The 12,058-nt window shown below is 44.2% G+C and carries 13 protein-coding genes and 2 pseudogenes; 13 read left to right on the forward strand and 2 right to left on the reverse strand.

The genetic code is table 11. The features are described from left to right. Positions 1 to 9: 9 nt before the first annotated feature. Complete coding sequence (locus TW81_RS02675; protein ID WP_045954178.1) at positions 10 to 678, reverse strand: DUF2982 domain-containing protein; 669 nt, start codon at positions 676 to 678, stop codon at positions 10 to 12. Between the two features lie 220 nt (positions 679 to 898). Between TW81_RS02675 and TW81_RS02680 the strand changes: the two genes are divergently transcribed. The 8 genes from TW81_RS02680 (at position 899) to TW81_RS02715 (ending at position 7,887) form a co-directional block, all read left to right on the forward strand. Further along, positions 899 to 1,273, forward strand: a complete 375-nt coding sequence (locus TW81_RS02680; RefSeq protein ID WP_045954179.1) for a hypothetical protein — start codon at positions 899 to 901, stop codon at positions 1,271 to 1,273. Positions 1,274 to 1,647: 374 nt separating this feature from the next. After that, positions 1,648 to 2,754, forward strand: coding sequence for a TRAP transporter substrate-binding protein (locus TW81_RS02685; protein ID WP_045954180.1), 1,107 nt, complete (start codon positions 1,648 to 1,650; stop codon positions 2,752 to 2,754). Positions 2,755 to 2,877: 123 nt separating this feature from the next. Continuing rightward, positions 2,878 to 3,411 carry a TRAP transporter small permease subunit gene (locus TW81_RS02690; RefSeq protein WP_045954181.1) on the forward strand — a complete coding sequence of 178 codons (534 nt, stop codon included), beginning with the start codon at positions 2,878 to 2,880 and terminating at the stop codon, positions 3,409 to 3,411. A gap of 11 nt (positions 3,412 to 3,422) precedes the next feature. Further along, on the forward strand, positions 3,423 to 4,706 hold the full coding sequence (locus TW81_RS02695; protein ID WP_045954182.1) for a TRAP transporter large permease: 1,284 nt from the start codon (positions 3,423 to 3,425) through the stop codon (positions 4,704 to 4,706). Between the two features lie 88 nt (positions 4,707 to 4,794). Then, positions 4,795 to 6,156: a cache domain-containing protein gene (locus TW81_RS02700; protein WP_045954183.1), complete on the forward strand. Its 1,362-nt coding sequence runs from the start codon at positions 4,795 to 4,797 to the stop codon at positions 6,154 to 6,156. Then, complete coding sequence (locus tag TW81_RS02705) at positions 6,149 to 6,787, forward strand: response regulator (RefSeq protein WP_045954184.1); 639 nt, start codon at positions 6,149 to 6,151, stop codon at positions 6,785 to 6,787. The genes TW81_RS02700 and TW81_RS02705 overlap by 8 nt, the downstream gene beginning before the upstream one ends. Before the next feature lie 47 nt (positions 6,788 to 6,834). Then, positions 6,835 to 7,173, forward strand: a complete 339-nt coding sequence (locus TW81_RS02710; RefSeq protein ID WP_045954185.1) for a DOPA 4,5-dioxygenase family protein — start codon at positions 6,835 to 6,837, stop codon at positions 7,171 to 7,173. Between the two features lie 111 nt (positions 7,174 to 7,284). Then, positions 7,285 to 7,887, forward strand: a complete 603-nt coding sequence (locus TW81_RS02715; RefSeq protein WP_045954186.1) for a 2OG-Fe(II) oxygenase — start codon at positions 7,285 to 7,287, stop codon at positions 7,885 to 7,887. Positions 7,888 to 7,890: 3 nt separating this feature from the next. On the opposite strand, the gene TW81_RS02720 is transcribed toward TW81_RS02715, so the two are convergent. Beyond that, positions 7,891 to 8,757: a patatin-like phospholipase family protein gene (locus TW81_RS02720; RefSeq protein ID WP_045954187.1), complete on the reverse strand. Its 867-nt coding sequence runs from the start codon at positions 8,755 to 8,757 to the stop codon at positions 7,891 to 7,893. Between the two features lie 275 nt (positions 8,758 to 9,032). Here TW81_RS02720 and TW81_RS02725 point away from each other — a divergent pair, with 275 nt between their 5' ends. The 5 genes and pseudogenes from TW81_RS02725 (at position 9,033) to TW81_RS02745 (ending at position 12,010) form a co-directional block, all read left to right on the forward strand. Then, positions 9,033 to 9,254 (forward strand): hypothetical protein, encoded by a 222-nt coding sequence (locus TW81_RS02725; RefSeq protein ID WP_045954188.1) that lies wholly within the window; start codon positions 9,033 to 9,035, stop codon positions 9,252 to 9,254. Positions 9,255 to 9,752: 498 nt separating this feature from the next. Continuing rightward, a pseudogene (locus tag TW81_RS02730) lies at positions 9,753 to 9,929 on the forward strand (basic amino acid/polyamine antiporter); the annotation flags it as partial. A 12-nt stretch (positions 9,930 to 9,941) separates the two neighbouring features. Beyond that, positions 9,942 to 10,271 (forward strand): annotated as a pseudogene (locus TW81_RS02735) (basic amino acid/polyamine antiporter); the annotation flags it as partial. Positions 10,272 to 10,437: 166 nt separating this feature from the next. Beyond that, the gene (locus TW81_RS02740; protein WP_045954191.1) at positions 10,438 to 10,794 is read left to right on the forward strand and encodes a PilZ domain-containing protein; all 357 of its coding nucleotides are present in this window, start codon (positions 10,438 to 10,440) and stop codon (positions 10,792 to 10,794) included. 337 nt (positions 10,795 to 11,131) lie between these two features. Next, positions 11,132 to 12,010: a 6-pyruvoyl trahydropterin synthase family protein gene (locus TW81_RS02745; protein WP_045954192.1), complete on the forward strand. Its 879-nt coding sequence runs from the start codon at positions 11,132 to 11,134 to the stop codon at positions 12,008 to 12,010. The last annotated feature ends 48 nt before the right edge of the window (positions 12,011 to 12,058 follow it).

Consider the following 12,058-nt stretch of genomic DNA (forward strand, 5'->3'; position numbering starts at 1 on the left):
CGGCCTTTTTTATGCGTCGAGATCGGCAGCGGCTAGGTATCGTCTTGCTAGTCCAACGAACTCATCTGCATCTCTATCTAAGTCTTGGCTAGAAATGAAAATATCATAATCAAAATACTGCCGTTGGTATTTCATACGATTGGCGAGCATCGCCTGAAGCCCTTTAAAACGCTTACCCTCAGGAGTAGTAAAGACTTTTGAATCCAATACGATATCTTCAAATTGCGCCCCTTGCTGATGTTGACGAGCGCCTAAATAAAGAAGGGCACGTTGACTGAGGAGAATTTCAGTCGCTATTCTCGGACAGATGCTGTTGAGGTAGGGGGAGTAGTCTTTCAGTTTTATCCCTACCCAAGGCAATGGTTGATGCCAGCCTTGGTGCTCGTAGGTACAAATACCAATTTTCTGGACGTTATTCCATTTCACAACCCAACCGCCTTTAAACAAATGCTGCTGAAAATGTGTGGCGGTTAAGGTGAATCTGACCGTGCTCTTTAGTATCAGGATGTAGCCAAAGACAAGCAGTGACGCAATCACTATGATGGTCAGTATGGCTTGCTGCCAACCCGGTGCATACAAGAAGAGCAACAGGCAGCCAATAGCGAAAATACCACTAAACCACCTCATGGTAATTGAGGAGAACACAAAGGGTTGATTGGTTAAATGGACGGTTTGCATATCGGGTTACTCTCAGCAATAAATACATCTGTTTATATAATCAGTAGTTGAAGATTCGAACACTTGGTTTATTGATTAAATTGTAGTCGCATGATGTTGTATCGCGTATTTTTGTCCCATAAAGCGGCTCATACCCTGTAAATACCAGCAAAATTTTGGTATAAAACGCGCTTCAAATTTTCACCACTGCTCCGTATGCAGTGAAATGGAGAAACACTCGATGAGACTTGCTCATAAGCGTAACGTGCAGCTTAAACTGCAAAAACGCATTAAAGCGACGGTTGCTAACGTTCAAGCAACAAAGAAAGCTAAGCCAGCAGTTGAGAAAAAAGTAGCTGTAAAACCAGCAGCGGAGAAAGTTGTAGCAGCCGTGAATACAACTGACGTTGCGCTAACACCTAAGCAGCAACAAGTTCTTGATATCGTTGTTAGCAACGCTGAAGGTATCAACCCTAAAGGTATCGGCATCGCCGCAGGCCAAGAAGATGCGAAAGCGGCATCTTGGGCGACAGGCGCTCTGAAAAAACTGCTAGAAGAAAACCTAGTCGTTAAAGAGCAACTCGCTGGCAACAAAGTGATCTACAAAGCGATCTAACCTTCATACGCCAACGCTGACTATTCAGTCTACATGCTTTAGAGCCTCGACCATGTCGAGGCTTTTTCGTTTTATCCCAACCGGTTTAATGGTTTTGTCACATTTTTAGTTGATTCTCATTTGAGTAAATAACTAAGTATTAATTGGTGGGTTGAATTATTTTTATTCTATATAAGTAATTGAATTTAATTTTATTTTAAGTTTTTATGTCTTTTATTCTACGTATAAGTACGTAGTTCTTTAGTCTAATTATTGTTTTGATTGTTAAAAATAGTCCGTGTTCACGCCTATTTCATATTGTTCCTAGTTCAACCACTCTGTCTAAGAAATAGAACATGCCTAGTAAGGCGGACCTCGGAACAAAGGACGTGAAAATGAGTCTTATCAAACAATCTTTAACAAGAGTATTGAAAGGAACTGCAATTGCTGCAGCCCTAGCAGTTGTTGCAACCTCTGCCACTGCTGCTGAAAAAGTGTATCGCTTAAAGCTTGCTGAAACTTGGGGGCCAAACTTCCCTGTTTTTGGTGACGCCACGAAAAATATGGCGGCAATGGCTGAAAAAATGTCGAATGGTCGTCTACAAATACGTATTGATTCTGCCAATAAGCACAAAGCGCCACTTGGCGTTTTTGATATGGTGAAATCAGGTCAGTACGATATGGGTCACTCAGGCTCATATTACTGGAAAGGCAAAGTGCCAAACACCTTGTACTTCACTTCTATGCCGTTTGGTATGACTCCTTCTGAGCAATACGCGTGGTTCTATCACGGTGGTGGCATGGAGCTCATGGATAAGGTTTATGCGCCGCACAACCTGCTTTCTTTCCCTGGTGGTAACACTGATGTTCAGATGGGCGGTTGGTTCCAAAAAGAAATTAACACGGTAGAAGATTTTCAGGGCCTGAAGATGCGTATCCCAGGTTTCGCAGGTGAAATCTTAGCTGAGCTGGGCGCTAAGCCGACCAATATTGCGCCGGGTGAGCTCTACACCTCTCTTGAGCGTCGCACCATTGATGCTTTGGAGTGGGTTGGACCGTCACTTGATTTACGTATGGGCTTTCACAAAATCGCGCCTTACTACTACACAGGTTGGCATGAGCCAGGTTCAGAGCTTCAGTTCCTAGTTAACAAACGTAAGTACGAAAGCTTACCTGAAGATCTACGTGAAATTCTACGTATAGCAATGCGCACGGCCGCTTACGATATGTATACACAGGCTACGCACGAAAGTGGCAAGAACTGGGTTTCGATGAAAACAGAATACCCAGACGTGCAAGTCAAAGATTTCCCACCTGCTGTAATGCAAGCAATGCGTGACGCTAATGATCGTCTATTGGCAAAACACGCTGCGGAAGATGAATTGGCAGCCGAGATTCAAAAATCTCAAGCGGATTATCTGAAGCAAGTGCGTTCGTGGACGGACATCTCTCACCGCGCCTACTTAAACAGCCAAGCGGCACAAGAAGAACTTAAACAATAAATATTGCTCCCGCTGCGTGACAATGTCACGCAGTTGGGGAGGCTCAAGAAAATCTTATAAAAACGCCACTCATTAGGTCAACAGACCCTAGAGTGGCGTTATCAAAAATCCATGGAGTAGGGAATGAGAAGCCTGATCTATATTGAGCGAGGTTTTAATCGCTTTGGTGACTTTCTCGGATGGTTATCAAGTCTGTTATTTATCTTATTGCTCGTCAATGTCGTTTATGACGTTGTCATGCGTTATGCATTTAATGATGTCTCTATTGCGTTTCAAGAGATGGAGTGGCATCTGTTCTCCGCAGTATTTCTACTTGGTGTCCCGTACGCAATAAAGGCGGGTGGTCATGTTCGAGTCGATTTGTTTTACGAGCGCCTTTCAAACAAAGCACAAGCGATCATTGATTTACTCGGTACCCTGTTTTTTCTTTTTCCGTTTTGTCTTTTGGTGGCGTATTACGGAATCGATTTTGCCAAAGAGAGTTACGCGCTCGGTGAAACATCGGGCGATCCCGGTGGGTTGCCATACCGCTGGCTAATTAAAGCGATGATTCCTTTGTCATTCCTATTTATGGCGATCAGTGGTGTTGGTTTATTGCTTCATTCGCTGAATAAAATCATCAATCCACATCTTATCTACGCGCAAGAACGCAAATAAAGGAGGCTACAGTGGTCGGTATTGTAATGTTTTTTGTTGCCTTGTTTGCTTTGCTACTTGGCTTTCCTGTCGCCTTCACGTTTGGCGGTATTGCGTTAATTTTTGGAGTTTGGGCAGAAGGCATGGATATGTTTGCTTTCATGCCTTACCGAATTCAATCCATCATGGAAAACACTGTGTTGATGGCCGTTCCGCTGTTCGTCTTCATGGGATTGGTTCTGCAGAAAACACGTTTAGCAGAGCAGTTGCTGGAATCAATGGGCAAACTGTTTGGCGGTGTTCGTGGTGGTATCGCCATTTCAACCGTTCTGGTTGGCGCTTTGCTAGCAGCTTCGACAGGTGTCGTCGGCGCGTCAGTGGTGGCAATGGGGCTTATCTCACTGCCTGTTATGCTTAAGTACAACTATGATAAGGGTCTAGCGTGTGGCACCATCTGTGCGTCAGGTACCTTAGGTCAAATTATTCCGCCTTCCATTGTGCTTATTTTGCTTGGCGACGTGCTCGGTGTGCCAGTGGGCGATCTTTTCCAAGCGGCAGTATGGCCGGGTATTGTTCTTGTTGGCGCGTATGTGGTGTATATCCTGATCTACGCGAAAATGAATCCAGATGCGGCTCAGCCTATTCCGAGCGACGGTACAATGGACAGAAGACAAGAGGTGATCACGGCGCTTAAGGCTGTCATTCCTCCATTGGCTTTGATTATTGTCGTACTTGGCTCTATTTTCGCTGGTGTAGCAACGCCAACAGAGTCTGCTGCGCTTGGTGGTGCGGGTGCAATCGTGCTGGCTCTTCTTTATCGTCAGTTTAGCTGGTCAATGGTCTATGAAGCGTCGAAGGAAACGGTCAAAGTCACCGCAATGGTGTTCGCGATTTTGCTCGGTGCAACCGCTTTCTCGATGGCATTTACTTATACGGGCGGCGACTATTTAGTTGAGGAGTGGTTGTTGCAGATACCTGGTGATAAATGGGGCTTCCTGATCATCACTATGCTGGTTATTTTAGTGCTCGGCTTCTTTATCGACTTCGTAGAGATCTGTTTCATCATTGTGCCAATCCTTGCGCCAGTTGCAGAGCTGATGGGCATTAACATGACGTGGTTCGCTATTTTGATTGCCATGAACTTGCAGACGTCGTTTTTAACGCCACCTTTTGGTTTTAGTTTGTTCTATTTAAAAGGTGTGGCACCAAAAGGCGTCACCACCAGAGATATCTATCGCGGTGTAATGCCATTTATCGCGATACAGATCTTTGTACTTGCGACCTTGCTCGTTTTCCCTCAATTCTACGGAATGTGATCTTTTAGTTACGTTTAATTAACAACTCCTGTTAAAGTGAGGCTGCTTGCCATTCGGTAAGCAGCCTCTGTTGTCATTGGGGAAAGGAATGCCTCTACAAGCGAAACTGATACTGCTTAGTCTATTGCCTTTGCTTCTTGTCACCGCGCTGACGAGTTGGATCTCTATCCATCAAGCCAAAACCCTCGGTGAAAAGGAAATTCACATCTTTGAAGACGGCCTCATTCGTTCAAAGGAAACCGCGCTTAAGGATCATGTCAACTTAGCTTTTGACGCCATTGCCCACATTTATAACGATTCCAACCTGCCAGAAGAAGAAGCCAAGCAACAAGTGAAATCTGTATTGTCGAAACTTCGCTACGGTAAAGATAAAGACGGTTACTTTTTTGCTTATGATGAGCAGGGAACCAATCTTGTTCACCCAATCATGCCTGACTTGATAGGGCAGAACCTGATTGATCTTCAGGACGAGAATGGCGATTTAGTGATTGAGGCTTTGCTTGACCAAGCCCAAAGTGGCGGAGGATTTCACCGTTACTTATGGCAAAAACCATCGACTGGTGAAAACGTCATAAAACTCAGCTACGCCGCTTGGTTAGACAAATGGAACTGGATGATTGGCACTGGATTATACATTGAAGATATTACCAATGAGGTAGCTAATCTTAAGTCGGAAGTAAGCAAAAATATTGAAACAACGTTCTTTTCGGTGATTGTCATTATGCTTGTAACTGTCGGTGTGATTGTGGTGATTACCCTAGCGGTCAACTTGCACGAGCACCGGCTTGCAGACCGAAGCTTAAAAGAGCTTGCGCACAAAACCGTGATGTTCCAGGAAGACGAAAAAAAGCATCTTGCCCGAGAGCTTCATGACGGAATCAATCAACTGTTAGTCTCAAGTAAGTGTCATTTAGAGTTGCTATCGAGCAAAATCACAGATGTGCCTTTACAGCAACATATTGTCAAATCTCAGCAATCACTCACGACGGCGATCAATGAGGTAAGGCATATCTCGCACAATTTGCGCCCCAGCGCCCTTGATGATATTGGCTTAGAGGCTGCGATGAATACGCTGCTACAAGACTTTAAGTCCCACTCAGGAGTGGATGTCGAAGCCTCACTGAGTACTCAGCCGGGTAAGTTGAAATCAGAGGTAGCTACAACCTTGTATCGTGTTGCACAAGAGTCTCTAACCAATATTGAAAAACATGCGCACGCGAATACCGTGAGTGTTATCTTGCACCAGATGGGCGATCGGCTTCAGCTAATTATTCGCGACGATGGTGTTGGCTTTGACGTCAACAGTGCACTGAGAAAAAACGGCATTGGCTTAAGGAATATGCGCGAGCGGGTAGAGTTTATTGGCGGTGACTTCGAGATAGAAAGTGACCTAAGCTTAGGCACAGAAATAACCGTACTACTGGAATTGGATGGATTAGTATATGGATAAACCGATTAAAGTGGTGATTGTCGATGATCATCAAGTGGTATTAGATGGATTTATCGCAAGGTTGCAAACTGAACCTGAAATTGAAGTGATAGGTTCTGCATGTAACGGTGTTGAAGCGATCGAAGTGGTGAAAGCACTTAACCCTGATGTGGTACTGATGGACGTTAGCATGCCTTTGATGAACGGTATTGATGCGACCAGTGTGATTAAAGAGTCGATGCCAGATGTGAAGGTGTTGATGTTAACCATGCACGATAACCGCGAGTACATTATGAAGGTCATGCAAGTCGGCGCGGTTGGCTACATGCTAAAAGAGATCTGTGCGCGACGTATGGTTCAAGCGATCAAAACCGTTTACCAAGGTTCTACCTACTTCTGTGAGTCAGTGACTCAGACACTGTTTTCCCAAGAAGTGGTGCCGGTGGCGCAAAAGCCCAACCCTTTGAGTCGCCGTGAAGAAGCGATACTGAAACTGGTTGTGGAAGGCAATAGCAGCAAAAAAATCGCGTCGTTACTGAATATTAGCTATCGAACGGTAGAAACCCATCGACAAAACATTAAACACAAGCTCGACTTACACAGTACGGGCGAGTTGGCCAAATATGCGCTCGAACAGGGCATTGTTGCCTAATAATCACGTTCCCCTAAAACCAGCTAACAGTGAGATTAAGAGTGCCTATGTCGTATCCGAAAAATAACCACAAACATTACCACGCCCACGTTTATTTCGATCAGGCGAGTCGTGAACTAGCCAAACAGATAAGAGCTGAAGCACAAACACGATTTACTGTTCCTGTCGGTCGGTTTCATGAGAAGCTTGTTGGCCCACATACCATGTGGAGCTTTCAAATCGCTTTCACATGTGATGATTTTGATGCAGTGGTTTCATGGCTAGATAAAGTGCGCAATAAGCTCTCTGTGTTAGTCCACGCCGATACGGGCAATGATATCCAAGATCACACCCAGTTTGCTTATTGGCTGGGGGAGCCGGTAGAAATCAATCTGTCTGTGTTATAACGCTTCTTACTCCCATGTAATTATTTGTCGTAACGACAATTTATCTGATTTGTGACAGCTAAGTCGGATTGTGTATAAGGCGTTCATTGATTTAATCACTGAACGACATACATGGACCAACTTATTGATGCACTGTTCACCCAAGGCTACTACGTTTGGGATGATTTTCTTTCCAATCAAGAAGTGGCTGACCTGAGAAACTACCTTCCGCTCGATTGGAACAAAGCACGCATCGGACGCAACGACGAACTGGCTCAAGAAAGCTCAATTCGCAGTGACAAAATCCACTGGTTAACTTCAGATATGGGGACTCCGGTTGAAAACTATTTGGCTAAAATGGAACAGATTCGTTTAGCTGCAAATAGACATCTGTTCCTTGGGTTATTCGAATATGAAGCCCATTTTGCCAAGTATGAGAAAGGTGATTTTTATCAGAAACACCTCGATTGCTTTAAGGGCAATGAAAACCGCCGTTTGACCACCGTTTTTTATATGAACGCGGATTGGTCAGCGCAAGATGCGGGTGAGCTGGTGGTCTACGATTTACAAGACAATCCACTGTTAACCCTCTCACCTAAATCTGGACGCTTGCTTGTTTTCCTCTCGGAGCAATTTCCTCATGAGGTATTGCCGACGAATGCCGAACGCTACAGCATTGCAGGTTGGTTCCGCGTCAATGGAGTAAGAGATAACTTACTCGATATAGCTCAGTAGTGCTTAAACACAAAAGTGGCAATTCTCGATCGTTAGACCATAAACACCTTCACGACTAGCAAGGTGTTTTTCTCCTTCCACACGGCCCATCTGATAGCCATCATCAAGCAGATCTCTTTTCATTGTTAAGCGCTTAACAGCAAACGTTTCTGGTGGAGCAATGACTCGAATAGTGACATCTCTCGGTGGATTGCGAATGAAATCCAAGCAATGATTATAGCGTTCTGCGCGGTTCGCTAAGGCTTCTCCGATCATCGGATGTTCAGTCAGCAAGCGTTTGATCAACCAAGAAGTTCTCGAATGAGGCATTTGGTAGCTGAGTGGATGAGACAGCACCACAGTAATTTCTTTTGCACCACGTCGATACGCTTCGATTACAGGAATGGAGTCCGCAACGCCACCATCGGTATAACAGCCGCCAGAAAAGCACGGTGTTTGCTTATAGGCAATGGGCAGAGCGCTGGTCGCTTCAAGAACCCGATTTAGATTGTCTGACGTCACTTGGTAATATTCTGCCTGACCAGTTTCTATGTTGGTGGCACTCGCAACCAGAGGCGTCCCTGAAAATAGCGTCTGTTTGTCTAGTGGAAACTGTCTTGCTGACTCTGTGACAAGCCAGTTTACATCTACCAAGTTTCCGCCTTTGATAAAACGGGTTGGATTAAAAAACTGGCGATTTGTTGCCAACTGCGTGATCACCTGATAGCTGCGATTTTTCTGCTTAGCTAAGTAGCCGACTAAGTTTGACGCACCTGCTGATACACCAATGGCAAAATCGAAGGGTTGATAGTCTTGTTCAAGAAATGAGTCGAGTACTCCAGCTGCAAAGATGCCGCGCATTGCGCCACCTTCTACGACGAGCGCTTTCATATTCTGCTCCAAGTTGATTAATGTGTGTTTGATTCTATCGACAAGGGGAGCGGGTTAAAAATGGCTACGACGGATAGCTGTAATAGACGTTATCTATCAATTGGTTCCGCCTATGCTAAGCATAGGAAACTTCCATTTTATCTGTAAGCATACCTAGAATAATCTTATACCTAGCAGCTAGTTAAGTATTTTCATGTTTTTATATACAGTATTTTTTGACAATGGTGTTTGGCTAGCTATACTGTTTATAGATACAGGTAATTAGGAGGTGCAATATGTTGTTGGAAACTATTGAACGCGTTAACCGCCTACGCCAGCAAGCGATGTCCGATCCGGAGTTTATTCAATCGGCAAAGGCTCATGAAAAGGCGCTGAACGATCAAGACCATCATTTTTTCGGCAAGAAAAAGAGTGCTAAACAAAGAAAAGATCGCAGTTTGGCCGATATCTATCAACAAGCAGAATTTGCTCAGCGAGCCGAAAGCGCTCAACACTAATCTATCTTTTCAATGTTAAAAAGCAGCGCTTAGCTGCTTTTTCTAGTTATTCGAATTGGTACTGCACAAAAAAATGGTCGCTTTTCAGCGACCTTACAAACAGGAAGTAATGGATAACATTATCGGCACGCTATAGGCTGCCGCTTTTCACTTTTAAAAGCATAGTCGAATATTGAAGAGTTGCTGGTGTTTGTGAATAAATTCGATGAAGTTACGGATATTTAGTCGCTATTTTCGTCTAACTTTTCTATTTTAAATGTTAACGACTGTTCATTTATTAGTGATATATCGCGTTTTATCTTGATTAAATTGATGTTTGATACTGCTTAATCCTATTTTCTCTGCGTGGATAGTCTAAAATGCATGCGCTGGATTGATCGGTGACAATGAAATCTTCGATTTGCTCATAGAATGTCAGGTTTTGCGTGGTTCAAATCTGCCTAAATAGGCCGTTTCAGCGTAAGATTAGCCTCCCTGAATCTATACCCAGAAACAACCATGGATAAAAAGCTTGGCCTAAGTTCGCTTACCGCAATTGTTATCTGCTCTATGATTGGAGCAGGTGTCTTTAGCTTACCGCAAAATATGGCTTCAGTTGCAAGTCCTGCCGCCGCTATCATTGGCTGGACAATCACTGGCGTTGGCATGATTTTCCTCGCTTTATCCTTTCAGAAGTGACCTCCCATCGCCTCAGAAATGATCCTTGTGCCTTATTTTTTAATTGGTGCGTTTGTACTCAAGATTGCTATCGAAGAGAAGAACAAAGGTCGCCTGCTACTGATCGGTGTTAGTGCCACAATATACGGGCTCTGGCTACTCTATGCCTCGGGGCTGAACTACTTGTTGCTTTCCGCAATCTTGTATCTGCCTGGGCTCTACTTTTATGTTCAGGCCAAAAGAGAGCAGGGCATTAACCCATTCAAAGGCCGAGAAAAATTCGGTGTTGGTGTGCTTGGGTTTTTGGCTCTAACAGTGATGGCGATGATTTGGCAAGGCAGTTTGAGCGTCACGTTCTAACATTCCCATGAGGTTTAAATCTCGCTAGCACTTTAAAAATCCGTAGTCTTGCCGACATAGTAGGTATCAGTAAAATAACTCGTGTTTATCTACACCATTTTAGTGTTAAAAGGTTATACTTTAAGATTATAACTAGCTATGGTTAGCACGGAGCAGGAATAGGACCATGAGTAGCTTTATACAAAAACGACAGTTTTATCGTTTACGATATCCGAAACGAGCGCGGCCTTTTGTTAGACTCGGCGAAGAGTTGTTTAAGGTAACAGAGGTTTCTGAAGGTGGGATTCGCATGGTAGTGAATAACACTGAAACTATGTATAAAGGGCTGTCGGTGAAAGGCGTACTCAACCTAAATGATGAAAACCGTGTTGAGATAGAAGGCGCGGTGCTTAGATTCGAACACGACGAAGTCATTGTTCAACTGCGCAAAGGCCCAACCTTCAAAATTATGGTGGATGAGCAGCGAAATATTCGCAACAAGTATCCAGTATTTTTTGCGCGATTAAGAGAGGCCGCCGCCTAATAGCCGTATCGTTTTGTAAAATGGAGCCAGATGGCTCCTTTTTAATTTACAGGCTATTTGTTTCTTCAACACACTAAGTATTCACCATTCGCTTGCCGCTTACAGAAATCTATAGCGTTCAATGATATGAGCGTTATAAGACATGTATGTGCTGCATAATTAAGTAAAAATTGTCGAGACTTTGCCCTACTATTATCCAAGGGTCATAAAAAGGTGGACTTTGCACCGTCGTTGCTTCATCCTGCCCGTCCAATTTATTCAGCCTAATCAATGAGACGAAGTGCCTGCTGAAAATTTTCAGCCTCCCGTATCTCATTTAAGTACTAAGGAGTTCAACTTGAACCTATTTGTTAGAGATCTTACCGTTATCGATTCTTCATATATCTGTGAACAAAGAGGGGTGGTAGGAGATAGTTGGATTCTTGATGTGACCATGTCTGGTGAGCTTAATGAAATGAGTATGGTGCTGGATTTCGGGCGGGTAAAAAAGCAAATCAAACGCCTTGTCGATGAGTATGTTGATCATCGTTTAATCGTCCCTGCGCGAAGCTCGGCGATCATCCATAAAGAGAGCAAAGCTGGCTATGCCACACTGGATCTCCTACGTGGAAGTAAAAGTATCCATCTACATTGCCCAAATGAAGCGTACTGCCTAATCGATGCCGAAGAAGTTAACATCGAGAGCCTCACCGAACATGTATATCTTATTTTGCGCGATAACTTGCCAAGCAATGTGACAGGAATTGAAATCACTTTGCGACATGAAGCCATCTCGGGTGCGTTTTATCACTATACCCATGGTTTGAAAAAGCACGACGGGAACTGTCAGCGCATCGCTCACGGCCACCGTTCTCCAATTGAGATACTGGTTGATGGTCAACGTGACAAAGAGAAAGAGTCGGCCTTTGCCAAGCGTTGGCAAGATATCTACCTCGGATCCAAAGAAGACCAAGTAGCGGTTGCTGACTTGAGCTTTGTTGAACAGACAAACTCGATCTGTGACGAAACCCACTATGGATTCCGCTATACTGCGCCACAAGGTGAGTTCGAATTGGCGATTGCTAAAAGTGAAACTGAGATCCTACCTACTGACACAACAGTAGAGCTACTGGCTTGTTACATTGCAGACCAAGTCAAACCGAGTCTTAATGAGGATCAATCACTACAGATCATCGCTTACGAAGGTGTTGGTAAAGGGGCAATGGCTTTTAAATAAACCAGGTAGCAAAAAGAACGCTCAAGCGCGTAATGCCAGTCAGTTAAG

This window comes from Vibrio galatheae (genome assembly GCF_000967545.1).
Classification (GTDB): domain Bacteria; phylum Pseudomonadota; class Gammaproteobacteria; order Enterobacterales; family Vibrionaceae; genus Vibrio; species Vibrio galatheae.

Bases quoted from the DNA above. Each gene is read 5' to 3' on its own strand.
- TW81_RS02700 (WP_045954183.1), top strand. From the start codon at position 4,795: ATGCCTCTACAAGCGAAACTGATACTGCTTAGTCTATTGCCTTTGCTT.
- TW81_RS02725 (WP_045954188.1), top strand. From the start codon at position 9,033: ATGTTGTTGGAAACTATTGAACGCGTTAACCGCCTACGCCAGCAAGCG.
- TW81_RS02715 (WP_045954186.1), top strand. From the start codon at position 7,285: ATGGACCAACTTATTGATGCACTGTTCACCCAAGGCTACTACGTTTGG.
- TW81_RS02705 (WP_045954184.1), top strand. From the start codon at position 6,149: ATGGATAAACCGATTAAAGTGGTGATTGTCGATGATCATCAAGTGGTA.
- TW81_RS02710 (WP_045954185.1), top strand. From the start codon at position 6,835: ATGTCGTATCCGAAAAATAACCACAAACATTACCACGCCCACGTTTAT.
- TW81_RS02740 (WP_045954191.1), top strand. From the start codon at position 10,438: ATGAGTAGCTTTATACAAAAACGACAGTTTTATCGTTTACGATATCCG.
- TW81_RS02720 (WP_045954187.1), bottom strand. From the start codon at position 8,757: ATGAAAGCGCTCGTCGTAGAAGGTGGCGCAATGCGCGGCATCTTTGCA.
- TW81_RS02680 (WP_045954179.1), top strand. From the start codon at position 899: ATGAGACTTGCTCATAAGCGTAACGTGCAGCTTAAACTGCAAAAACGC.
- TW81_RS02685 (WP_045954180.1), top strand. From the start codon at position 1,648: ATGAGTCTTATCAAACAATCTTTAACAAGAGTATTGAAAGGAACTGCA.
- TW81_RS02690 (WP_045954181.1), top strand. From the start codon at position 2,878: ATGAGAAGCCTGATCTATATTGAGCGAGGTTTTAATCGCTTTGGTGAC.
- TW81_RS02675 (WP_045954178.1), bottom strand. From the start codon at position 678: ATGCAAACCGTCCATTTAACCAATCAACCCTTTGTGTTCTCCTCAATT.